At 72.1% G+C, this 22,432-nt stretch carries 17 protein-coding genes; 1 reads left to right on the forward strand and 16 read right to left on the reverse strand.

All coding sequences use genetic code 11. The features are described 5' to 3' along the window. Positions 1 to 6 precede the first annotated feature (6 nt). The 15 genes from F4692_RS03180 to F4692_RS03250 form a co-directional block, all read right to left on the reverse strand. A complete protein-coding gene (locus tag F4692_RS03180) occupies positions 7 to 1,098 on the reverse strand; it encodes a glycosyltransferase (protein ID WP_179618167.1) in 1,092 nt (363 codons plus the stop codon). Next, entirely contained in the window at positions 1,095 to 2,342 is a 1,248-nt protein-coding gene (locus F4692_RS03185) for a glycosyltransferase (RefSeq protein WP_179618168.1), read from the reverse strand. The genes F4692_RS03180 and F4692_RS03185 overlap by 4 nt, the downstream gene beginning before the upstream one ends. Further along, positions 2,339 to 3,853 carry a lipopolysaccharide biosynthesis protein gene (locus F4692_RS03190; RefSeq protein ID WP_179618169.1) on the reverse strand — a complete coding sequence of 505 codons (1,515 nt, stop codon included), beginning with the start codon at positions 3,851 to 3,853 and terminating at the stop codon, positions 2,339 to 2,341. The genes F4692_RS03185 and F4692_RS03190 overlap by 4 nt, the downstream gene beginning before the upstream one ends. Before the next feature lie 46 nt (positions 3,854 to 3,899). Continuing rightward, positions 3,900 to 8,639, reverse strand: coding sequence for a DUF4082 domain-containing protein (locus F4692_RS03195; protein WP_257029468.1), 4,740 nt, complete (start codon positions 8,637 to 8,639; stop codon positions 3,900 to 3,902). A 117-nt stretch (positions 8,640 to 8,756) separates the two neighbouring features. Then, positions 8,757 to 9,737: a glycosyltransferase gene (locus F4692_RS03200; protein ID WP_179618170.1), complete on the reverse strand. Its 981-nt coding sequence runs from the start codon at positions 9,735 to 9,737 to the stop codon at positions 8,757 to 8,759. Continuing rightward, a complete protein-coding gene (locus F4692_RS03205; protein WP_179618171.1) occupies positions 9,734 to 10,861 on the reverse strand; it encodes a DegT/DnrJ/EryC1/StrS family aminotransferase in 1,128 nt (375 codons plus the stop codon). Before F4692_RS03205 ends, F4692_RS03200 begins: the two co-directional genes overlap by 4 nt. Further along, on the reverse strand, positions 10,858 to 11,502 hold the full coding sequence (locus tag F4692_RS03210) for a NeuD/PglB/VioB family sugar acetyltransferase (protein ID WP_179618172.1): 645 nt from the start codon (positions 11,500 to 11,502) through the stop codon (positions 10,858 to 10,860). The genes F4692_RS03205 and F4692_RS03210 overlap by 4 nt, the downstream gene beginning before the upstream one ends. Before the next feature lie 10 nt (positions 11,503 to 11,512). After that, positions 11,513 to 12,664 (reverse strand): DegT/DnrJ/EryC1/StrS family aminotransferase, encoded by a 1,152-nt coding sequence (locus F4692_RS03215; protein ID WP_179618173.1) that lies wholly within the window; start codon positions 12,662 to 12,664, stop codon positions 11,513 to 11,515. Beyond that, positions 12,661 to 13,668 carry an NAD-dependent epimerase/dehydratase family protein gene (locus tag F4692_RS03220; protein ID WP_179618174.1) on the reverse strand — a complete coding sequence of 336 codons (1,008 nt, stop codon included), beginning with the start codon at positions 13,666 to 13,668 and terminating at the stop codon, positions 12,661 to 12,663. Before F4692_RS03220 ends, F4692_RS03215 begins: the two co-directional genes overlap by 4 nt. Continuing rightward, positions 13,665 to 14,783, reverse strand: a complete 1,119-nt coding sequence (locus F4692_RS03225) for a Gfo/Idh/MocA family protein (protein ID WP_179618175.1) — start codon at positions 14,781 to 14,783, stop codon at positions 13,665 to 13,667. Before F4692_RS03225 ends, F4692_RS03220 begins: the two co-directional genes overlap by 4 nt. Next, positions 14,780 to 15,409, reverse strand: coding sequence for an acyltransferase (locus F4692_RS03230; RefSeq protein ID WP_179618176.1), 630 nt, complete (start codon positions 15,407 to 15,409; stop codon positions 14,780 to 14,782). The genes F4692_RS03225 and F4692_RS03230 overlap by 4 nt, the downstream gene beginning before the upstream one ends. Beyond that, positions 15,406 to 16,248: a glycosyltransferase family 2 protein gene (locus F4692_RS03235; protein ID WP_179618177.1), complete on the reverse strand. Its 843-nt coding sequence runs from the start codon at positions 16,246 to 16,248 to the stop codon at positions 15,406 to 15,408. The genes F4692_RS03230 and F4692_RS03235 overlap by 4 nt, the downstream gene beginning before the upstream one ends. Positions 16,249 to 16,403: 155 nt before the next feature. Further along, positions 16,404 to 17,159 (reverse strand): hypothetical protein, encoded by a 756-nt coding sequence (locus tag F4692_RS03240; RefSeq protein ID WP_179618178.1) that lies wholly within the window; start codon positions 17,157 to 17,159, stop codon positions 16,404 to 16,406. Positions 17,160 to 17,237: 78 nt separating this feature from the next. Next, complete coding sequence (pth, locus tag F4692_RS03245) at positions 17,238 to 17,819, reverse strand: aminoacyl-tRNA hydrolase (protein ID WP_179618179.1); 582 nt, start codon at positions 17,817 to 17,819, stop codon at positions 17,238 to 17,240. 180 nt (positions 17,820 to 17,999) lie between these two features. Then, on the reverse strand, positions 18,000 to 18,683 hold the full coding sequence (locus F4692_RS03250) for a 50S ribosomal protein L25/general stress protein Ctc (RefSeq protein ID WP_179618180.1): 684 nt from the start codon (positions 18,681 to 18,683) through the stop codon (positions 18,000 to 18,002). Positions 18,684 to 18,962: 279 nt separating this feature from the next. Here F4692_RS03250 and pepN point away from each other — a divergent pair, with 279 nt between their 5' ends. Then, the gene (pepN, locus tag F4692_RS03255) at positions 18,963 to 21,374 is read left to right on the forward strand and encodes an aminopeptidase N (RefSeq protein ID WP_257029622.1); all 2,412 of its coding nucleotides are present in this window, start codon (positions 18,963 to 18,965) and stop codon (positions 21,372 to 21,374) included. A gap of 82 nt (positions 21,375 to 21,456) precedes the next feature. On the opposite strand, the gene F4692_RS03260 is transcribed toward pepN, so the two are convergent. Next, positions 21,457 to 22,428: a ribose-phosphate diphosphokinase gene (locus F4692_RS03260; protein WP_179618182.1), complete on the reverse strand. Its 972-nt coding sequence runs from the start codon at positions 22,426 to 22,428 to the stop codon at positions 21,457 to 21,459. Positions 22,429 to 22,432 lie beyond the last annotated feature (4 nt).

The following is a 22,432-nucleotide window of genomic DNA, read 5'->3' on the forward strand; positions in this document are numbered from 1 at the left end:
CTGCGGTCAGACCCGCGCGATGACCTCGGCGAGGTCGGCCTCGAACTGCTCGACCGAGAACTGGGCGCGCGCGCGTTCCGCGGCGAGGCCGCCGAGGCGCGCGCGCCTGTCCGGGTCGCCTGCGAGTGCGTCGATCTCACGGGCGAAGGCGTCGATGTCCCCCGCGGGCACCAGGACGCCGGTGTCGCCGAGCTGGCGCCGGACGCCGCCCACGTCGAAGGCGACGACGGGCTTCCCCAAGAGCATCGCTTCCATCACGACGAGCGGGAACGGGTCATCGCGCGAGGGCAGCGTCATGATGTCGAACCCGGCCATCGCCGTCGACGGATTCGCACTGTGCCCGGCGAACTCGACGCCCTCCGGCAACCCGTCCGGAGGCACACCACCACCGACCCAGACGAATCGCAGCTCCTCGGTGTCATGCTCCGCGAGCAGCCGCCGGGCCGCGCCCACCCAGAGATCGACGCCCTTGCGGTACTCGACCGCCCCGACGCACCCGACGACCACGGGACGCGGCATGTCGGACGGTGTGGAACGAGTGGCAGCCGCCAGTACGCGCCGGGCGTCCGGGATCGACAAGAGGAGCTCGATGTCGCCGCGGGGCGCACCGAGTGCGACCAGGGCGTCGACGACACTGGGTGAGCAGGCGACGAGACGGACGCGTCCGCGCGGCAGACCGTGGAACCCGACCCTGTCGAGGAAGCCCCGGAGGACCCGCCCAGACTCGTGCACGTGCAGGACCGCCGGGCGACGCAGGGCCGCGGCTGCGCGGACGTACGCGGCGGACGAGGTCGAGTTGACGTAGACGATGTCGGGGCGGTGGACGGCGACGACCGCGAGCGCGGTCGCCAGCTCCACCAGCTTTGCGAGGGAAGATCGCACCGGCCCCGGCTCGGACCACAGTCGCCGCAGCACACGCCACATCGGCGGCACGCGCGTCGGCGCGACGGCCGCGAAGTCCTCCACCAGCGGTCCCGGACGCTGCGAGACGATGCGGACGTCGTGGCCCTGCTCGACCAGCGCGTGTCCCACCATCACGGCGATCCGGGGTGCTCCGGTGCGGGACGCCTCGTGGCTGACCAGCAGCACGCGGCTCACCCGCCCACCCCCGCAACCGGGCGTACGGCGGTCAACCGGCGGGCGAGCCGACCCGCGATGTCCCGACCGGCGACGTAACCGACGTCGACGAGGTGCTCCCACCACGCGTCACCCTGGTCGAGCGTCTCGGCATAGATCTGCTCGAGGCGGTCGGCAGTGGCGTCGAGGCCGTAGCGGGCCACCACGACGTCGCGACCCGATCGGCCCCGCTCGTCGCGAGTCGTCGGATCCAGCAGTGGACGCAGCTGGGCCCACAGGTGCTCGACCGGGTCTGCCGGCGCCACGGTGCCGTAGTAGCCACCGTCGAGGAACCGGTCCACCGTCGACGGCTCGAACGCCAGGCTGAAGCCGTTGTCTCCCAGCACGACGAGCGGCCGCCCGTGGGCCAGGACGCGCAGCGCGGAACCACCCATCGCAAGAGCGACATCTGCGGCGGCGTACGCCGGCCTCGGGTCGGCGAGCGCTCCGGTGAGCACCACGGCTTCACGACCCAGCCTGCGATTGACCTCGTCGGCGCGCGCTCGCACTCGCGGCATCCCGCTGCCGTCGCCGACCAGCACGAGTCGCGCCCGGGGCGCCGCGCCGGCCAGGAGGGCGTCCATCGCCAGCATGACACCGGGCATCTTGGCCACGCCGTGGTTGCGCAGCTGCTCGGGCGTCAGCTCGTCCAGCCGACCCACCACCACGAGCAGCAGCTCGTCCTCTGCGATGTGGTGCTCGGCGCGGAACGCAGCTGCAGCGTCCGGGTCGGGGCGGTCGTGCAGGACGTCGACGGGCGGCTCCAGGAGGTACGAGCGGGGGCCGTGCACCGCGGCCGCCTCGCGCTGGAGGTCTCCGGTCCCGACGACGAGCGGCGTGCGACCGGTGGTGGTGAACTCGTTGTCCATCAGCCAGTTCAGCACCACCGGCCTGGTCGGACCGAGCCCGCAGGCGAGCACGGCGCTTCGTCCCAGCCACGCGGCGAAGACGTGAAGCACGTCGAGCCGGTGCTCCCGTGCCAGGCGCCGGAGGTGCCAGGCACGTCTGGACAGCCCCGCCCCGGCGGGGATGCGTACGACCTCGAAGCCCGCTGCGACGGCGCGCGGCTCGACCGAGACCAGCGGCTGCTCGTCCACCGCGGCCAGCACCACGTGGTGCCCACGGCCGCGCAGAGTCCGGGCGAGGTCGATGGCGTTGAGCGGGCACCCGCCGAGGGCCAGGCCCTCGAGCACGATCCCGACCCGCAGCGGTCGACCGGCGCTCACCGGAGGACCCCCTGGCGCACACGCCGACCGGGCAGGCGGCGCAGCAGGGCGGCGGCCTCGGGCAGGTCCTGCTCGATCATCGATCGGGCCAGGACGAGGTAGACGACAACGGCGGAGGCGCCGCCGGTGAGCAACCCGAGACGCGGGTCGTCGATCCAGCGGTCTCCGATCCAGGCGGCCGCGCCCGCGGCCAGCGCGGCCAGGGCCGGGCGCGCCAGCACCCGTGCCATCGCGGAGGGGAGCGGCCCGAGCCGGGAGCGCATCGCCCAGTAGTAGCCCGGCACGGACACGAGCAGCACCACCACGACGTGCGCCCACGCGGCACCGACGAGGCCCCCCACCTCGACGCCCCAGACCATCGCGGGGACGAGCGCCGCGATCCAAGCGACCTGCACGACCAGCAGCGGTCCGGTCGCGCCGATCGCGACGAGCACGTTGACGTGGAGGAGGGTGAAAGCGAAGCACGCTCCGTACACCGCCAGCACCGTGAGGACCGGCGCCGCGCCGGACCACGTGTCGCCGAAGAGGGTGCGGACCAGGCTCGGCGCGAGGACGGCCGTGCAGCAGGCGACGGGGAAGGATACGAGCGCCACCAGGCGGGTGGCGGAGACGAGGGATTCGACCATCTTGGCCGTGTCGTCGGCGACCCGTCCGAAAGCGGGCAGCACGACACCGTTGAGGACCGACCCGAGAACAGCGGTCGTCCAGTTGGCCACGTTGAAGGCGATCATGTAGACGCCGACCTGCTCCGCGGTGAGGAGCCGCCCGATCACCAGGTAGTCGGCATTGAGCAGTGTCCAGTTGATGAGGTTGGCCAGCGCCAGCGGCAGCCCGAAGCGGAGCAGCGGCCCGACGAGCTCGCGACGCCACTCGGGCCGGTAGCGGCGCTCGACGAAGTAGACGAACGCGAGGCCGGTGACGATCTGACCGACCACGCGGGACCAGGCGAAGGCCGTCGCGCCCTGGCCGGCGAGAGCAAGAGCGACGAGCACCGCGTTGGCCGGCACGAATCCCGCGATCGTGCCGACGAGGATGCGGTCCTGCCGGAAGTCGCGCACCAGTTGGGCGCCGGGCACGGCGAAGGCTCCGGTGAGGGCCAGGCACAGCGACATCACCCGGATCGGGTCCTCTGCGGCCGGCATTCCGAGCGCCACAGCCAGCGGTCCTGCGAACAGGGCCATGGCGGCGGCGAGGCCCAAGCTGACGAGGATCGAGATCGACGTCACGGTGCCGGCGATCTCCTCCGGTTCCATGGCCGAGCGCGCGACTGCGGACGCCATGCCGAGCTCGGCCAGGCTGGTGACCACGACGAAGACCGCGAGCGCCACCGCGAAGACGCCGAACTCCTCAGGCGAGAGGATCCGGGCAACCACCGCGGTCACCAGGATGCCGCCGACGCGCATGACGATGTTGCTGGCCGCGGCCCACATCACGCCGCGTCCGATGTCACGGCGCAGGTCTTCCTGGCCGGCGGCCGGCACGTCGGTGCCGGCTGCGGCTGTCTCTCCCACTGTCACGCCTACCCCCTGGTCAGGCCGGTTCCGGTCGCTCCGGACGTCACTGGGACGCCCGGAACACCACGTCCACGAAGTAGTTGGTCGCGTTCCACGACTCGTTCGGGAAGCCGCCCGACGCCCCGTAGCGGAAGCGGCCGTTGGTGTTCGCAGGTGCGGTCAGCGGTCCGACGGTGCGTGGTGCCGCGAAGTACTGCGGCGTCGCGGAATAGCGACCGTTGGGCGCGAGGTACGACACGACGTACGTCTGGCCTGCGGTCACCGTCACTGGCGTGGTGAACGACGCCGACTGCCAGCCGGTGGCTGTCTCGTTGGCGAAGGTCAGCTGGCCGAGCCGATTGCCTGAGGCGTCCCACACGGAGCCGGTGTGCGTGCCGGTGTTGCCGGTGCCCTTGTAGAAGCGGATCCCCGTCACCGTACCGTCCTGGGACGGTACGAACGCCATGCCGAGCTCGACCGCATCAGGGTCGTTGATCGACGCCGACGCCGGCACCTCCCCCTCGAGCAGCGACGCCGTGTTGGGCGCCGCGGTGCGGAAGGTCCACGTCTGCGTCGGGAGGGGCGCTCCTTCGGTGGAGGTGGCCCCCGAGAGGGTGGCGGTGTAGACGGTGTCCGTCGCCAACGCCGCGGCCGGCGTGAAGGTCACCGTCGAGCCACCCCCCGAGAGGGCCGCCTGGCCGGAGACCGCGTCACCGCCCCTGGAGAGGGTCATGGTCCACCCGGTGGCCAGCGGCGCCGTGAGGGTGATCGACGGCTTCACCGCCACCGGGACATCCGTCGCCCCGTCGACAGGAGTGCGGGAGTCGACCGCGATGCTCGCCGCCTCCCGCTCGAAGACCACGTCCACGAAGTAGTTGGCCGCGCCCCACGAGAACGACGGGAACCCGCCGCCTGCGGCGTAGAGATAGCGCCCGTTGTTGGCCGCCGGCGCGGTCAAGTCGCCCGCGGTCCACGGTCCGTTGAAGAAGTCCTGCGTGTAGGCGTAGTGGCCGGCAGGGGCGAAGTAGGACACGACGTAGGACGTGCCCGCCTGCACCTCGATCGGCGTCGACAGCTGGGCCGTCTGCCAACCTGTCGCCGTCTCGGCGACGAACGTGGCTTGCGCCAACCGCGTGCCGTCGGCCGACCAGAGCGACCCCGTGTGGGTGCCGGTGTTGCCGGTGCCCTTGTAGAAGCGGATCGCAGTGACCGTCCCGTTGCGGCTCGGGGTCCAGGCCACCCCGAGCTCGACCGGCGCTCCGTCGGACGCGGCCTCGACGGCCGGCACCTCGTCACCGAACAGGCTCTGCTGGGTCAGCGAGTCCGCGCTGCGGGTGTGGAACGTCCAGGTCTGCGGCGCCAGGGCGGCACCATCGGTGGACACGACGCCGGTGAGCGACACGTCCACGGCGGCGTCCGCCGGTAGCTGACTGGCCGGGGTCCAGAGGAGCTGGGTCCCGGTCGCGTCGAGCGCCGCCGAGCCGGGCAGCGTGCTGCCGTTGCTCGTGACCGTCATGGTCCACCCAGACGGCGCGATCCCGGCGGTGAAGCCCACCTTGACCTTGGTGCCCCGCGCCACCTGCACCGCGCCCGGCGCCGGGTCCTGGCCGGTGACCGCGATGGCCGGCGCCACCTTCTCGAACACCACGTCGACGAGGTAGCTGGTCGACGAGGAGGCCGAAGGGAAGCCCGTGCCGTAGGTGTAGGCCCCCGCCGCGGACGTCACCAACAGTGGCGAACGCGACAGGTTGGCGGCCGCGAAGGCGTTGGGCGTTGCGGAGTACCGCCCGACGGTGGTGCGGTAGGACGCGGTGTAGGTCGTGCCCTTGCGCACCTGGACGGGTGTCGCGAAGGTCAGGGTCTGCCAGCCGGAGGTCGACTCGTCGCTGAACGTGCCGGTCGCGAGCACAGTCCCATCGGCCGCCCACAGGGTGCCGGTGTGCGAGCCGGTGTTGTTGGCGCCCTTGTAGAACCGAACGCCGGTGACCTGACCGTTGACGTCTGGCGTGAAGCGGACGCCGAGGGTCACCGGGTCGCGGTCGCTGTCCTCGAGCAGGGTCGGGGTCAGCGAGTCGTCGAACAGCGTGCACGGGCAGACCCCCGGCGGGTTGGGAGGCTTGACCGTCGTGAACGACCAGGTGTCGCCCGTCGTCACGGGATTTCCGGACGTGTCGGTGCCGGTGGCCTTGGCGGTGAACTTCACGAAGCCGGCCAAGGGCGCATCTGGCGTGAACGTGACCGTCCGGGTCGCCGCGTCGTACGCCGTCGTACCGGCGACCGTGGCGCCGTTGGCGTCCTTCAGCGTCAGTCCCGCCGTACCCGCGGCGAGCGGCTTGGAGAACTTCGCGCTGATCTTGGTGGAGGACGGCACGCTCGACGAGCCCGGCACAGGCGACTGGTTGAGCGCGATGAGCGCTGAGCTGTCGGTCGTCGTGAAGGTGACGTCGACGTAGTAGTTGGCGTTCTGGTGGCTCTGGTCGGGGAACTGGCCAGGGTTGGCGAAGACGCCGCCGGCGGGGGCGCCGTAACCGCCGTCGACCATCAGTGCTGCGGTCTCACGGGGTCGCGCGGCGAAGCCCCAGCTCTCGAGAGCGTAGTTCCCGTTGGGCGCGGTGTACGAGGCGACGTAGGACTTTCCGGCCGCGACCGCCACGGGGGTCTGGAACGTCACGGTCTGCCATCCGGTCGCGGACTCGGTGCCGAACGTCGCCTGTGCGAGGCGCTCACCCGAGCTCGACCACAGCGACCCGACGTGCGTCCCGGTGTTGCCGGTGCCCTTGAAGAAGCGCACGCCGGTCACGAAGCCGTCCGTCAACGGCACGAACCGCACGCCGAGCTCGACGGCGTGGGGGTCGTTCGCCGCGGCGATCTTCGGGGTCTCGCCCCCGAAGATGCTGCACGGGCACTGGGCGTCGAACGCGCGCGTCGCCGCCGTGCCGATGTTGGCTGAGTCGTCCATCGCCCGGACCCGGACCTGCGAGCTGCCGAGGCCCTTCTGCCGGAAGGTGTAGGTCCACGACGTCGTACCGGTCGCGGCGCTCCAGGAGTTCCCACCGTCGGTCGAGACCTCGACGCCGGCGACGCGACCGCCGACGTCCGAGGCCGTGCCGGTGATCGTGACGTTCTGGCCGTTGGGCGTGGTGGCGCCCGCAGCCGGGGTGCTGATGCTCACGGTCGGCGCCGTGACGTCGGTCGACTTGCTGGCCGACGCGAGCCCGGACATCAGTGTGGTGGGCTGTGCGCCCATGTCGGCGAAGAGGTTGACCTGGGCCTGTTGCATCCGTACGTCAGCAGGCTCCTGGGCGTACGCCGAGTCGTGCACGGCATCGAGGCCCCAGGACCACTGCACGGTCCCGGCGCTGAAGACGAGCGCGCCGCTGGGCGCCTTGTACATCGTCATGTTGTGGCGCGTCGTCCCCGGCACGACGGTGTTGCCGAAGTCGGTCAGGTACTCCGGGACGGAGCCAGTGGTGGTCGACAGCCGCACGAGGCCGGCCGGCCGGAACCCGTTGTCGACGTCCTCGTTCGACTCGTAGCCGACGGTGTGGGGCGCAAGGGTGGCCATGCCACTGGAGAGGTTGGCGATCGACGTGTTGCGCCAGAGGCGGTACTTGCCCTCCGCCGCGCTGACCGTCATCGCCAGGTCGCTGAAGTTCACCTGGTACTGAGTGCCGATGAGGGCGTTCTCCGGCACGCCGGCGCCCCGGCTCTGTGGAGCGAAGCGAGGGTCGCGCCAGGTGCCCGTCCACTCTGGGTCGGGATCGACCTTGTCGTTGCTCCACGTCTCCTTATAGGACGTGAGCGTGCGGTAGGACGTGCTGGACCCGTCGATCGAGGGTTGGTAGCGGGTCTTCCAGTAGCCGTCGTTGCCCGACAGGAACTGGAGGTTGACCCCGGCGTCCCGGGCGGCCTCGATGTTGGCGCGCTGGGCCTTGCTCCAGTACTCGTCGTGGCCGACGGAGAGGAACACCTTGTGGTTCTTGAGCAGCGCTCCGCGGCGATCCGTGTCCACCCCGGAGAAGTACGACACGTCGTAGCCGTTGCGCTCCATGAAGCGGACCATGGCGTACTCGGCGGACATGAAGAAGTCGCGTCCGTGCTCGCGCCCACGGGTGAGAACCGGTCGGTTGTAGCTCACCTTGTAGGCGCGCCCGTGCGAGCCACCGCCGTAGAAGTAGGCGCCGCCGTAGGTGTTGTAGGCCTGCCACGTCGGGTCGGCGGTCTGGAAGAGGATCGCTGACGTGCTCGAGTCGTCACGCACGATGAACGTGATGTGGCTGCCGTCGCCCGTGGAACGCTTGATGTGGGCGATGTAGACGCCCGACACCGCGGTCGACGGCACGTTCCAGGACGCCGAGACGCCCCAGTTCCCGCAGTCGTAGAGGTCCGTCTGCACGTCGGTGATACAGGCCGGCTGGCGCTGTGGCAACCGGGCGCTGGGGGTGACCGAGGTGATCTTGCGGGCACCGAGGCCGCGGTAGTAGCCCATCCGGTAGATGTCGATCGTGTAGGAGGACGCCTCGGTGTCGATCTTGAAGTCGATGCGCTGGCCGACGTTCACCGAGATGTCGGTGGCGAAGCCCTGGATCTCGGGGTCGCCGGCGCCATCGATCTCCCAGATGTCGGGATCGGTTCCGAGCTTGTCGTTCTCGCACGCGATCTTGTTGCCACCGGCCCCGCAGGGGTCGGCGGCGTTGGCCGGGCTCGGACCGCCGAGCAGCGTCGGACCGACCATCGCGTTCAGTGCGGCGAGGAGCAACAGGGCCGCGCCCCGCACGCCCCAGCTGCGCGTCGTCCCCAACATCGACCTGCCCATGTGATCACACACCTCTCCCGGACGGCATGCGCCGCCGACACGATCCTCGGCCCGCCCGGTCGGATTGCTGCACGACGGCGGCCGATATCCCCACATTTCGGTGGCTCAGACACCCGCCGGCTGCGCAGCGCGCTGGCGCGGGATCCGCACCACCCCGCTGATGTGCAGGGGCGGCGGGTCGGTCACCTTGGTCACGACCCGGCTCGCGGCGGCCTCCAGGTCGCGGGCCTTGAGGCTGTCGGCGTCGCGCGAGATGCACAGGTCGCGCAGCGACAGCTCGAGGGCGATCGTCAGCTGGTGGTCGTCCACGTGCTCCCCGTGCATCGCCCGGCGCGGGACGAGGACCGGCAGCTTGCCGTTCTCGAGCGCCATGAGGGCGATGCCGGTGCCGGCGTGGGCGACGACGACGTCCGCTGCGCGTATCGCCGCGGCCATCTCCTCGGCCGGCACCCGCTCGCGAGCGTCGATCCCGAGCCCGGTCGTGTCGGTGCCGCCGGTCTGCCACAGCACCTCGGTGCCCTCCGGCACCAGGGGCACCAGCCGCTCGAGCAGCCGGCGGAAGCCGTAGCCCTCCTGGGTGCCGAGGCTCACCACCATCCGCCGGATCGGCTGCTGCCGGACGGGTGCGGTGTCGTACAGCTCCCACGGGGAGGCGAGGTACTGCCAGTGCCCCTTGGTGAGCGCGCTGGACTGGCTGAACGTCGTGATGCCGGGCACCATCGCCAGCGCGCGGCCCGACAGCGACGGCGCGTCGTAGCGGGTCGCGCTCTCGATGTAGACGGTCTCGATGCCACGCAGGCGGGCCTGCGGGAGCACGGCGAGCGCCAGCGCGGCGCCGGTGCTCACCGCGAGCGTGATGTCGTGCTCACGGAAGATCCGGCGCGCGGCGACGGCGTTGCGCGCGACCGCGCCCATGTCGCGTGGCGGGCACGGCGCCATCCAGTGGACCCGCTCCCCCGCGAGCATCGACTCCGACTGGGGCGTGCGCACGGTCGCCCACACCACGTCCTCGACGCCGAGGCGGGGGCGCAGGGTGTGCAGCTGCATGAGGTGGCCGCCGTCGTTGGCGACGAGGAGCGCGGTCATCGCGCGCCGCCCGTGACGGCGCCGGCCAGGACCTCGACGACGCGGTCCTGCATCGCCTCGGTCAGGTGCGGGTGCATCGGGAGGGACAGGATCTCGCCCGCCGCCGCCTCCGCCACCGGCGCGGTGCCCGGTCCGAGGCCGAGTCCGGCGTACGCCCCGGTGAGGTGCACCGGGTAGGGGTAGTGGATCCCGGCGCCGACGCCGGCGGCGTTGAGCTCGGCGAGCACGCGGTCGCGCTCGGCCACCCGGACGACGTAGAGGTGCCAGACGTGCTCCCCCTCCGCGCCGAGCAGCGGCCTGCGCACGCCGGGCACGTCGGCCAGCAGGCTGTCGTAGCGGGCGGCGGCCCGCACCCGCAGCTCGTTCCACTTCTCGAGCCGGTCGAGCTTGGCGCGAAGGTAGACCGCCTGGATGGTGTCGAGGCGGGAGTTCATCCCGATGACGTCGTGGACGTAGCGCACCGAGGAGCCGTGGGCGCGCAGCTTGCGGACCTCGGCGGCGAGGTCGGCGTCGTCGGTGGTGACGGCGCCCGCGTCGCCTGCCGCGCCCAGGTTCTTGCCGGGGTAGAAGCTCGTCGCGCCGATCGTGGCGAGCGAGCCCGAGCCGCGGCCGCCGGTCCGTGCGCCCTGCGACTGGGCGGCGTCCTCGACGAGCGCGACGCCGGCGGAGTCGCAGACCTCGGCGAGCCGCGCCATGGGGGCGAGCTGGCCGAACAGGTGGACGGCGGCGACGGCCTGGGTCCGCTCGGTCAGCGCGGCCTCGACGAGGTCGGGCCGGATGAGCAGGCGGTCGTCGTCGACGTCGACCGGGACGGGCACCGCGCCGATGCGCGAGGCCGCCTCCGCGGTGGCGATGAACGTGTTGGCCGGCACGATGACCTCGCCGCCCGCGCGCACGCCGGCGGCGCGGAGCGCGAGCTCGAGGGCGTCGGTGCCGTTGCCGACGCCGACGCAGTGCTCGACCCCGACGAACTCGGCGTACGCCCGCTCGAAGTCGGCGACCGCGGGGCCGTCGACGAAGGCGGTGGCGGAGAAGACGGACGCGAGGCCGTCCTGGACCTCCGCGGCGATCTCGGCGTGCTGCGAGGCGAGGTCGACGAACGGGACGGGTGCTGCGGCGGTCATGTGTGGACTCCGATCCTGATGGGTCGAGCAGGAACGCCCACCCAGGTCTCCCCGGGGGGCAGGTCTTCGAGGAGCACGGAGCCCATCCCGAGGGTGGCTCCGGCGCCGATGCGTACGCCTTCGCGCACGGAGGCGTTCATGCCGATGTAGGCCGCCTCGCCGACCTCGACGTCGCCGCCGAGGGTGACCCCGGCGCACAGGGTCGCGAAGTCGTGGACGGTGCAGCCGTGGGTGAGCGTGACCTGCGGCATCAGCACCACGTGGCGCCCGACCTCGACGTCGGCGGTGAGGACCACGCCGTCGAGGACGATCGCGCCCGCGTCGACGTGGCAGCTGCCGGGCAGCACCACGCGCGGGTGGACGATCGAGGTGTAGCGGTCGGGGTCGAAGCCGACGAGCTCGAGCCTGGTCGCGACCCGTCGGCGGTGGCGCCCCTTGCCGAGCGCGAGCACGACGTCGTGGTCGACGGACTCGGTGAGCAGGTCGACCGCGCCCAGCACCGGGGTGAGGCCGTGGAGCGTCCCCCACCGGGCGGGGTCGTCGTCGACGATCGACAGCGGACCCTCGTGCCGGAGGAGCACCGCGACGGCGGACGCCTCGCGGGCGAGCCCGCTCGCGCCGACGAGCACGAGCCCCGTCATGCCCGCGCCCTCACGGTCGCCACGCCGACTCGAGCGCGTCGACGACGCGCTCGTGCTCGGCACCGGTCATCTGGTGGAAGAGGGGCAGGATCAGCGTCTGGTCGTTGAGCCGCTCGGTGACCGGGAGGGCGACGTGGTCGCGGTGCGAGTGCGCCGGCTGGCGGTGCGACGCCATGATCCCGCGGCGAGCCGAGATGCCCGCACCGGCGAGGTGCATCATCATCTCCTCGCGGTCGAGCGGGTGCTCGGGCAGGACCTCGACCCAGCAGGACTGGAAGTTGGTGGTGCCCCACGCGGGATCGGCGACCATCCGCAGCCCGGACAGCTGCGCGATGGCGAAGGCGTACGCCGTGGCGAGCTCGCGGCGGCGGGCGACCATCTCGGGCAGCCGCCCGAGCTGGACGATCCCGACGGCGGCCTGCAGGTCGGTCATCCGGAAGTTGAAGCCGACCTCGTCGAACGTCTCGGGGCTGGCCAGGACGCTCGCGTGGCGGTCGGCGGCCGACACGCTCATGGAGTGCTCGCGCAGGCGCCGGGCACGCGCTGCCCAGTCGGCCCGCGACGTGGTGACCATGCCGCCCTCACCGGTGGTGAGGAGCTTGCGCGGGTGGAACGACCAGGCAGCGATCTCCGCCCCCGCGCCGACGGGGCGGCCGTGGGCGGTGGAGCCGGCCGCGCAGGCGGCGTCCTCGATCACGGTGATCCCGAGCGGGTCGCAGAAGGCCCGGATGGCCTGCATGTCCAGCGGCACCCCGCCCTGGTCCACGGCGATCACCGCGCGCGTCCGCGGGGTGACCACCGTGGCGATCGTGGCGGGGGTCAGGTTGCCCGTGGCCTCGTCGACGTCGGCGAAGACGGGCGTGGCACCGACGTAGGTCGGCGCGTTGGCGGTGGCGATGAAGGAGAGCGACGGCACGACGACCTCGTCGCCGGCACCCACGCCGGCGACCACGAGGGCGAGGTGGAGGGCGGTGGTGCAGTTGCTGACGGCGATCGCGTGCTCGGCCTGCTGGGCCTGCGCGAACGCCGCCTCGAAGGCGGCGACGCGCGGGCCCTGGGCGACCCAGCCGGAGCGCAGCACCTCGGAGACGGCCGCGACCTCCTCCTCGCCCAGCCACGGCTGCATCACGTTGATGCGGGTGAGCTCCTGCTCGAGGCTCATCGTCCCGCTCCCGCGAGCGTGCGGCCGGCGGCGATCTCGTCGCGCTGCGGACGCCACCACTCGACGAGCTGGCGCAGGCCCTCCTCGATCCCCGTGCGGGCGACGAAGCCGAGGTCACGCTCCGCGGCGCTGGTGTCGGCCAGCCGCCGGACCACGCCGTTGACGCCGCGCTCGGGACCGTGCTCGACCGAGAGGTCCGAGCCCATCACCCGCAGCAGCGCCTCGGCGAGCTCGAGCAGGCTGGTCTCCTCGCCGCGGGCCACGTTGTAGACGCCCTGGACGACACCGGATTGGGCCGCCAGCACGTTGGCGCGGGCGATGTCGGTGGTGAAGACGAAGTCCATGGTCTGGCGGCCGTCACCGAAGATCAGTGGCGGCAGGCCGTCCTCGATGCGCTCCATCCAGCGCACCAGCACCTCGGTGTAGAGGCCGTGCACGTCCATGCGCGGGCCGTAGACGTTGAAGTAGCGCAGCGCGACGTAGTCGAGCCCGTTCATCGCGCGGAAGCTCGCGAGCATCCCCTCGTTGAAGGTCTTGGCCGCACCGTAGAACGTGTCGTTGGCATAGGGGTGCTGCGACTCGGGTGTCGGGAACTGCTCGGCGAGCCCGTAGACCGACGCCGACGAGGCGGCGACGACCTTGTCGACCTTGGCCTGGGTGGCGGCCTCGATGACGTTGAAGCTGCCGTCGACGAGGACCTCCAGGGCGAGCCGGGGCTCCTCCGCGCACTGGGTGATGCGGATCGCGGCCTGGTGGAAGACGACATCGCAGCCGCGGGTCAGGTCGTGCACGAGGTCGCGGTCGCGGATGTCGCCGCGCACCAGGTGGAGGTCGGCGTCGTGGCGCGCGAGCGCGGACTCCAGGTTGGCCTCGCGACCCCGCACGAGGTTGTCGAGGACGCGGACCTCGGAGACGCCGGCGTCGAAGAGCTGGTCGACCAGGGTCGAGCCGATGGTGCCGGCGCCGCCGGTCACGAGGGCGGTGGCTCCCTGCAGCGTGGTCATCGGACCCCCTCCAGGACCGTCGGGGCAGCGGCCTGTCGCGGCAGCGGCGGTGGTCCCGCCGAGACCGTGGTGCCGGCGGCGTCGTACGCCGTCCCGGCCTGGGCCGCGAGGCGGTGCGAGGCCTGCTCGAGCACCTCGAGCACCCGCAGGCCGGCGCGGCCGTCGGTGAGCGCCGGCCGTCCCTCGCGGATCGCGGCGGCGAACTCGGTCACCATCGCGCCGAGGGCCTCGCGCTCGGGCAGGGCCGGCGACCAGGTGTCGCCGAGCCGGTAGGACACCCGCGACGACGTCGAGTCGTCCGCACCCACCGACGTGCGGGCCAGGTCGACGCCGCGGTCGTAGACGCTGAGCCGCTGCTGCGGGTTGAGGTCGTCCCAGACCAGCGTGCGGCGCGAGCCGCCGATGACCATCTGACGGATCTTGGTGGGGCTGAGCCAGTTGACGTGCACGTGCGCGAGGCCGTCGTCGGGCAGCGGCAGGGTCAGGTGACCGACACAGGCGCGGCCGGCGCCGATGGGGTCGGCGCCGGTCGCGCCGATGCCGGTCGTGGGAAGTCCCCCCGGGAGGATGTGGTCGAGGATCGCGAGGTCGTGGGGCGCGAGGTCCCACAGGACGTCGATGTCGGGCTGCACCAGACCGAGGTTGATCCGCACGGAGTCGATGAAGTGCACCTGCCCGAGCTCACCGCTGAGGACGAGCTCGCGCATCTTCTGCACGACCGGCGTGTAGCAGAACGTGTGGTCGGTCATCAGGGTCAGGCCCTGGGCGTCGGCGAGGTCCACCATGGTGCGCCCGCGCGAGACGCTGTCGGCCAGCGGCTTCTCCACGAGCACGTGCTTGCCGGCGCTGAGGGCCTGCAGGGCCAGGCCGTGGTGCGTACGCGCCGGGGTGGCGATCGCGACCGCGTCGATGCTCGGGTCGTCGAGCACGCGCTCGAGGTCGTCGGTGACCTCGACGTGGGGGCCGGCGACGCGGCGGGCCTTCTCGAGGTCCAGGTCGCAGACCACGCGCAGGTCCCAGTCGGGGGACCCTCCGAAGTTGCGGACCAGGTTGGGGCCCCAGTAGCCGGCGCCGATCACCGCGATGCCCAGCGGTCGGGTGCTGCTCGTGCTCATCGTGCTTCCTCCAGTCGTCCGTCGATCTCGACGTAGATCTCTCCCGAGACCGGGCAGATCCACCGGTCGCGGTTGTCCGATACGAGCGGCACGCCGCTCCTGCCGACCCAGCCGATCCGGCGGGCGGGCGACCCGACCACCAGCGCGTGGTCGGGCACGTCGCGCGTCACCACCGAACCGGCGCCGACGCTGGCCCAGCGGCCGACGCGGACCGGGGCGACGCACACGGCGCGGGCCCCGATCGCCGCGCCCTCCTCGACCGTGACGCCGACGGCCTCCCAGTCCTCGGCGCCCTTGCGGCGACCGTCCGGGGTCACGGCCCGCGGGTAGGTGTCGTTGGTGAGCACCACCGCCGGACCGATGAAGACGCCGTCGCCGAGCACGGCCGGCTCGTAGACGAGCGCCTGGTTCTGGACCTTGCAGCGCTCACCCAGGCGGGCGCCGGGGCCGACGTAGACGCCGCGGCCGAGGATCGTCTCGGCACCGACCTGGGCTCCGGCGCGGACCACCGTCTGGTCCCACACCTGGGCCCCGGGACCGACCCGGGCGCCGTCCTCGACGGTCGCGCTCGGCGCGACGAGGACCTGCTCGCGCGCCGGGGGGCGCGCGCTGGACACAGCTGTCATGAGCGGGAGCTTTCGTCTCGTTGCCACGTGGTGAAGTCCCCGGACCTCAGCGCCCGCCGGGCACCGAGCCGGGCGGCGACGTGGACGGCCACGAACACCGGGAGGCGGAGGGCGAGGCCGGGCCGGGAGACGGCCAGGCCCAGCAGGGTGCGCACGCTGGTGCGCGAGGACTCGCGGCGTACGCCGAGCTGGCCGGCCTGCGCGTTGCCGGTCGCGATCCGGACCCGGCGGCGGACGAGGTCGCGCACGGTGCGCGGCGGGTGCACGACAGCGACGGCACCGGGGACGACGCGGCGCTCCTCGCCGGAGAACGAGTCGGACATGCCGAGGTCGTCGCTCATCATCCGCGGCAGCGCGGTGACCCGCGACTGGGCCTCCTCGGACAGGACGACGACGCCGCGACCGAAGAGACCGGCCTCGACCTGCGGGAGCGACTCCCACACGTCGTAGTACCAGCGGACCCAGCGCGAGCAGCCCGTGCGGGGGACGTCACGACGGGGCGCGGTGGCGAGCACCCGCTCGCGGGTGATCGGCTCGAGGAGCTCGAGCGCGTGGGCTCCGGAGAGCTCGATGTCGGCGTCGAGGTGGATGCGCGGGAAGACGTCGGTCGCCGCGTTGCCGACGCGGACGGCCTCGACCTTCGACGGCTGCTCGATCTCGATGACGCGGGCGAGCGGGTCGGCCTGGCGGGCGACCTCCGCGGTGCGGTCGGTGCAGCCGTTGCAGACGACGACCACGTCCAGGTCGTCGCTGCGCGTGCCCTCCCGCAGCGCCCTGAGGTTGCGGCCGATCGTCGCTGCCTCGTTGTGCGCCGGGATGATGACGCTGGCAACAGCCATCTCGATCTCCCCCGTGTCGCTCGCGCCGGGCCCCACGCCCGGCACGCTCCGATCTTGGTGACCGGAGGGCCGCCGGCGGGCGGTGCACGGGTGCTTTGACCCATATTGGTGAGCGGCGCGCGGGCAGCAGGCGGGCGACGGCCCGACCCGGGCCGTCAGGCGGGTTGCGCGACGCCGTAGGTGATGGCGTACGAGCGCAGGTTGCGCAGCGACAGGACCAGCAGGTCCATCTCCACGACGGACCACCCGTCGTCCACGGCGGTGCCGTCGATCGTGGTGCTCAGCACCCGGTAGAGGTCCCACGGGCGCTTGCGCAGCTCCTGGTGGAGGGCGCCCTCCAGGACCCGCCCCAGGAAGGCGTGCTGGGCGGCCGGGCCGGACCCGTAGTCGTACGCCGCGTCGACGCCGTCGTGCTCGGCGAGGCGGGAGAAGGTCGTCCAGTCGATCGCGACCAGGTGGTCGACGCGCCTGCCCGTCCACGACTCGACGGCGGCGACGGTGTCGCTCGGCCGGCCCGACGTGGCCCGGGCATCCACGCCGCTGCGTGCGGGCAGGGTGTCCACGCGGGCCGACAACCCGTCGGCCGCGACCTCGACGAGCATGACCGACTCGACGGACTGCTCACCCTCGAGCCAGGGGACGTCGGGGCCCGCGACGCCCGGCCGCGTGCCGACCATGAGGAACGTACGCCCGGGAGAGCCCGCTGGGCGCTCGGAGAGCCCGGCGAAGGCACCGTCGATGCGCTCGAGCCGGCCGACCATGACGACGTTGACCAGCGCTCCGACGAGCGCCAGCACGACGCCCACGAGGAGCACGAGGACGAGCGCGCGACGGCCCCGTCCCGCCGGGCGCGGTGGCATCCCCGTCGCCGACGTGTCGGGAACAGGGTGGACGTACATCTCCAACGCCATGGTCACTCCCCCAGAGCTCCCCTCGACCGTAGGTCGGCCGGCGGGGGCGCTCATGCCCGATACGGGGGAGGATCGCGCTCAGGAGTTGAAGCGCTGCTGGGTCTTCTCGAGGCCGTCGGTGATCAGGGACTCGACGGCGTCGGCGGCGTCGGAGACCTGGAACGGCAGCTCCTTGCGCTCGACGGTCGAGTAGTTCGACAGCACGAAGTCGGCCACGTCCTGGCGCCCGGGCGGACGGCCGATGCCGGCGCGCACGCGGTAGAAGTCGCCGGTGCCCAGCGAGGAGCGCATCGACTTGAGGCCGTTGTGCCCGTTGTCGCCGCCGCCGAGCTTGATCCGCAGGGTGCCGAACGCGATGTCGAGCTCGTCGTGGATCGCGATGACGTGGTCGGGGGTGACCTTGTAGAAGGTCGCGAGCGCCTTGACCGGGCCGCCGGACTCGTTCATGTAGCCGCGGCCGCGGGCCAGCACGACGCGGGGGCCGCCGATCGACAGCCGGCCCTCGACGACGTCGGCGCGAGCGGACTTGTGGCTGCGGAACGGCGAGCCCATCCGCGAGGCGAGCTCGTCGGTGACCATGTAGCCGATGTTGTGGCGGTGCCCGGCGTAGGAGGGTCCGGGGTTGCCGAGCCCGACGACCAGCCAGACGTCACCGCTCATGTCGTCATCCTTCCATCCGCCTCGTCGGCGCCACGGCCACATGTCCTCGGGTCCCTCCGCCGTTCCTGCTGCTTCACCATGGTGCGCAGACGAATGGGCACTTCCCTCGGTCAACTGACCGCGGGAAGTGCCCATTCGGCGACATCCCATGGTGGAGCACCACCACGGGACGCCGGTGGATCACTCGGAGTCGGTGCTCTCCGCGGCGTCCTCGGCGATGGCCTCGGTCTGCGCCTCGGCGATCTCCTCGTCGGACGGGTCGTGCTCGATGCCGGCCTCGGCCTCGGCCTCCTCCAGCTCGGCCTCGAGGGCCTCGGCGGAGATCTGCTCGGTCACGTTGACGATGAGCAGCTCCTCGTCGGCGAGGAGGGTGACGCCGGAGGGCAGGTCGAGGTCCTTGGCGAGGACCTGGGTGCCGGCGGCGGCGCCCTCGACGGAGACCTCGAAGGACTCGGGGATGTGGGTGGCCTCGGCCTCGACGGACACGACGGCGTTCTCGGTGACGACCAGCGTCTCCGGCGCGGCGTCGCCGACGACCTGGATCGGGACGTCGACGGTGACCTTCTCGCCGCGCTTGACGGCGACGAAGTCGAGGTGCTCGATGAGGCGGCGGATCGGGTCGACCTGGATGTCCTTGGTCAGCGCGAGCTGCTCGGAGCCGTCGACGTCGAGCGCGAGGAGCGCGTTGGCGCCACCGTGCTTGAGGGCCATCATCGTCTGGTGGCCCGGCAGGATCACGTGGACCGGCTCGTTGCCGTGGCCGTAGATGACGGCGGGGATCTTGTTCTCGCGGCGGATGCGGCGGGCAGCACCCTTGCCGAACTCGGTGCGCGCCTCGGCGACGATCTTCTCGGGAGCAGACATGGTGTTCTCCATACTTCGGGGGCTGGCTGTGGAGCCTGGACTGGTCGGCGGCCCCGTCGGTGCTGGGGCCTGGCTGGCGGTTGCCCGGCCCGGGGACGACGAACGCCGCGCTCCGGATCGTGAGCGCGGCGCAGCGGACTGACCGGCCCAGTCGATCACGGAGACCCGCAGGTGCTCCCTCGCCGAGGCAACCCGAGAACTCTAGACCCGCGCGTCGCGCCGGGTCGAATCCCCGGTGCTCCGCCGGGTCCGGCCCCCTAGGGTGGCCCGGTGCCCCTGATGCTGCCCGAGGCGCGTGAGCGCGCCGCCCTGCTGACCGACGTCCACACCGAGGTCCACCTCGACCTCACCTCCCCCGAGGACTTCGGTGTCGAGGCGACGATCTCGTTCGCGTGCACCCAGCCGGGGGCCTCGTCGTTCCTCGAGCTCAACGGCGGGACCGACGTCACCCTCGACGGGCAGCCGGCGCCGTACGCCGACGGGCGCATCGCGCTGACCGACCTCGGCGCGACCAACACCGTCCGCGTGACGGCCCGGATGCCGTACGTCCACGACGGCGACGGCATGACCGAGGTGGTCGACCCCGCCGACGGCGAGCGCTACGTCTGCGCGCACACCTCGATGGACATCACCCAGAAGGTCATCCCCTGCTTCGACCAGCCCGACATCAAGTCGACGTTCACGGTTTCGGTGACCGCACCGTCGCACTGGACGGTCATCGCCAACGGCCGCCTCGCCTCGCGCGAGGGCGACACCTGGTCGTTCGAGCGGACGCCACCCTTCTCGTCGTACCTCTTCACCCTGGTCGGGGGCCCCTGGGTGTCGGTGACGTGGGACGAGCGCTACGCCCCCGCTCCCGGCGGGACGCTGCCGTTCGGCTGGCACGCGCGGGCCTCGCAGGAGCCCGAGCTGCGCCGCGACGCCGACGAGCTCAGGCGCATCACGAGCGCGTGCTTCCAGCACTACACGACGGTCTTCGAGCCGGAGTACCCCTACGCCGACTTCCAGCAGGTCTTCGCACCCGGCCTCAACTGGGGCGCGATGGAGTTCCCCGGCTGCGTGGTCTACCGCGACGAGGCGCTCAAGAAGGGCACCCCGACCGAGCTCGAGCGCGAGTGGGTCGCCTCGACGATCGCCCACGAGATGGCGCACATGTGGTTCGGAGACCTGGTGACCATGACGTGGTGGGAGGACTCGTGGCTCAACGAGTCGTTCGCCGACTTCATGGGCTACGACGTCGCCGGCACCGCCGCCGGGTACACCGACGCGTGGACGTCGGCGGCGATCACCCGCAAGCCCGCCGGCTACCGCGCCGACCGCCGGCGCTCGACGCACCCCATCGCGGAGGACACCGAGAAGATCGTCGACGTGGACACCGCGTTCGCGAACTTCGACATGATCACCTACGCCAAGGGCAACGCCTCGCTGGCCCAGCTCGGCCACTGGCTGGGCGAGGAGGACTTCCTCGCCGGGGTCAACACGCACCTCACCGCGCACGCCTTCGGCAACGCCGACCTCGCCGCCTTCCTCGACTCGCTCGACGCCGCCACGGACAAGGACGTACGCGGGTGGGCGCAGGCGTGGCTCCGCTCGACCGGCTTCGACACGCTGCGCGTCACCCGCGACACCTCGGTCGACGGGCCCGGTGTCCCGGTCCTGACGCGCGAGGGCTCGCGGCCGCACCGCCTGACCGTGTCGGCGTACGACTCCTCGATGCGGCTGGTCGACTCCCGCGACGTGCACCTCGGCGACGAGCCGGTCCGGCTCGAGGAGTTCGCGGGCCGGGTCGTGGTGCCCAACTCCGGCGACGAGACCTTCGCCGTGATCCGTCCCGACGACGAGTCCTGGGCCGCGATCACCGCCGGCCTGTCCGCGGTCGAGTCACAGCTGACCCGGGCGATGCTGTGGTGGACCGCCGTCGACCTCACCGAGTCGCAGGTCATCGCGGTGGCCGACCTCGTCGCCCTCGCCGACCAGCACCTGCGTCCCGAGACGCACCCCGTCGTCTTCGAGGGCGTGATGCGCGCGCTCCAGCTGGTGACGCGTCGCTACGCGGCCCCCGACGAGGTCGCCGGCCACCTCGCCGTGATCGCCGACATCGCCCGCGGCGCGGTGGAGGGCGGGGACCCGCTCCTCGCGCCGGGTGCCTCGCGCGTGCTGGCCCGCCTGAGCGCCGACGCCGACTTCCTCGTCGACTGGCTGGCCCAGGACGACGTCGACCAGTCGGTGCGGTGGGCCGCGGTGCACCGCCTCGCCGAGCTCGGGGACAGCGCCCACATCGACGTCGAGGCCGCGCGCGACCAGTCCGTCTCGGGTCACCACGCGGCCCTGAGGGCGCGGGCGGCCGTGCCCACCGCGGAGGCGAAGGCCGAGACGTGGGCGAGGCTGATGGGCGGCGAGCTCGGCAACCACGAGTTCGACGCGGTCGGCGAGGGCTTCTGGGGCTGGGAGCAGGCCGACCTGCTCCGGCCGTACCTCTCCCGCTACGTCATCGACGGCCTGGCGCTCGCGCGCCGCTCCGGCCAGGGCATGGGCGACGTCATCGGCGACGCGTTCCCGCAGCTGCCGCTGACCGCGGAGGCGCGCCTCGAGCTGCGCACCGCGGTCGCCGCCGCCCTCGAGGGGGACGTGCCGACGGTCCTCGCGCGCTCGTGGAACGACTCGCTCGACGACCTCGACCGGACGCTGTAGCCGCTGGTGCGGCGGATCGTGCTGGGCGCACACCCCGTCACCGCTTCGCAGGCTCAGCGGTGGGGCCAGTCGAGCTCCCTGCCTAGGCGTGACCGTCGAACATGGAGGTGACCGAGCCGTCCTCGAACACCTCGCGGATCGCCCGCGCGATGAGCGGCGCGATCGAGAGCGTGGTCAGCTTGTCGAACTGCTTGTCCGCGGGCACCGGGAGGGTGTTGGTGACCACGACCTCCATCGCGGAGGAGTTCTTCAGCCGGTCGACCGCGGGGTCGGACAGGATCGGGTGGGTCGCGGCGATGATCACGCCGGCGGCACCGTCGGCCATGCACGCCTCGGCGGCCTTCACGATCGTGCCGCCGGTGTCGATCATGTCGTCGGTCAGGATGCAGATCTTGCCCGCGACCTCACCGACGACGCGGTTGGCGACGACCTCGTTGGCCACGTCGATGCGCCGGGTCTTGTGGATGAACGCCAGAGGAGCGCCGCCGAGTCGGGCCGACCAGCGCTCGGCCACCTTGATCCGGCCCGCGTCCGGGGAGACGACCGCGAGCTCCTGGTCGCCGTACTTCTGCTTGACGTAGTCGGTGAGGATCGGCAGCGCCATCAGGTGGTCGACGGGGCCGTCGAAGAAGCCCTGGATCTGGTCGGCGTGCAGGTCGACGGTGATCAGGCGGTCGGCGCCGGCGGTCTTGAACAGGTCGGCGACCAGGCGCGCGGAGATGGGCTCGCGGCCGCGGTGCTTCTTGTCCTGGCGCGCATAGCCGTAGAACGGCATGACCACGGTGATCCGCTTGGCCGAGGCCCGCTTGAGGGCGTCGACCATGATCAGGTGCTCCATGATCCACTCGTTGATCGGAGCGGTGTGGCTCTGGAGCACGAAGGCGTCGCACCCGCGCACCGACTCCTCGTAGCGGACGTAGAGCTCGCCGTTGGCGAAGGCCCGCGCGTCCTGCGGGACCAGCCCGCACTCGAGGAGGTCCGCGACCTCGCCCGCCAGCTCGGGGAACGCCCGGCCGCTGAAGACCATCAAGTTCTTCTCGGTGGTGCGCTTCATTCCG

This window comes from Nocardioides cavernae (assembly GCF_013410035.1).
In the GTDB taxonomy this organism is placed as follows: domain Bacteria; phylum Actinomycetota; class Actinomycetes; order Propionibacteriales; family Nocardioidaceae; genus Nocardioides; species Nocardioides cavernae_A.

What these genes read in the sequence shown, in the direction of transcription:
- F4692_RS03195 (WP_257029468.1), bottom strand. Translation starts at nt 8,639, where the DNA reads ATGTTGGGGACGACGCGCAGCTGGGGCGTGCGGGGCGCGGCCCTGTTG.
- F4692_RS03200 (WP_179618170.1), bottom strand. Translation starts at nt 9,737, where the DNA reads ATGACCGCGCTCCTCGTCGCCAACGACGGCGGCCACCTCATGCAGCTG.
- F4692_RS03205 (WP_179618171.1), bottom strand. Translation starts at nt 10,861, where the DNA reads ATGACCGCCGCAGCACCCGTCCCGTTCGTCGACCTCGCCTCGCAGCAC.
- F4692_RS03210 (WP_179618172.1), bottom strand. Translation starts at nt 11,502, where the DNA reads ATGACGGGGCTCGTGCTCGTCGGCGCGAGCGGGCTCGCCCGCGAGGCG.
- F4692_RS03215 (WP_179618173.1), bottom strand. Translation starts at nt 12,664, where the DNA reads ATGAGCCTCGAGCAGGAGCTCACCCGCATCAACGTGATGCAGCCGTGG.
- F4692_RS03220 (WP_179618174.1), bottom strand. Translation starts at nt 13,668, where the DNA reads ATGACCACGCTGCAGGGAGCCACCGCCCTCGTGACCGGCGGCGCCGGC.
- F4692_RS03225 (WP_179618175.1), bottom strand. Translation starts at nt 14,783, where the DNA reads ATGAGCACGAGCAGCACCCGACCGCTGGGCATCGCGGTGATCGGCGCC.
- F4692_RS03230 (WP_179618176.1), bottom strand. Translation starts at nt 15,409, where the DNA reads ATGACAGCTGTGTCCAGCGCGCGCCCCCCGGCGCGCGAGCAGGTCCTC.
- F4692_RS03235 (WP_179618177.1), bottom strand. Translation starts at nt 16,248, where the DNA reads ATGGCTGTTGCCAGCGTCATCATCCCGGCGCACAACGAGGCAGCGACG.
- F4692_RS03240 (WP_179618178.1), bottom strand. Translation starts at nt 17,159, where the DNA reads ATGGCGTTGGAGATGTACGTCCACCCTGTTCCCGACACGTCGGCGACG.
- pth (WP_179618179.1), bottom strand. Translation starts at nt 17,819, where the DNA reads ATGAGCGGTGACGTCTGGCTGGTCGTCGGGCTCGGCAACCCCGGACCC.
- F4692_RS03250 (WP_179618180.1), bottom strand. Translation starts at nt 18,683, where the DNA reads ATGTCTGCTCCCGAGAAGATCGTCGCCGAGGCGCGCACCGAGTTCGGC.
- pepN (WP_257029622.1), top strand. Translation starts at nt 18,963, where the DNA reads ATGCTGCCCGAGGCGCGTGAGCGCGCCGCCCTGCTGACCGACGTCCAC.
- F4692_RS03260 (WP_179618182.1), bottom strand. Translation starts at nt 22,428, where the DNA reads ATGAAGCGCACCACCGAGAAGAACTTGATGGTCTTCAGCGGCCGGGCG.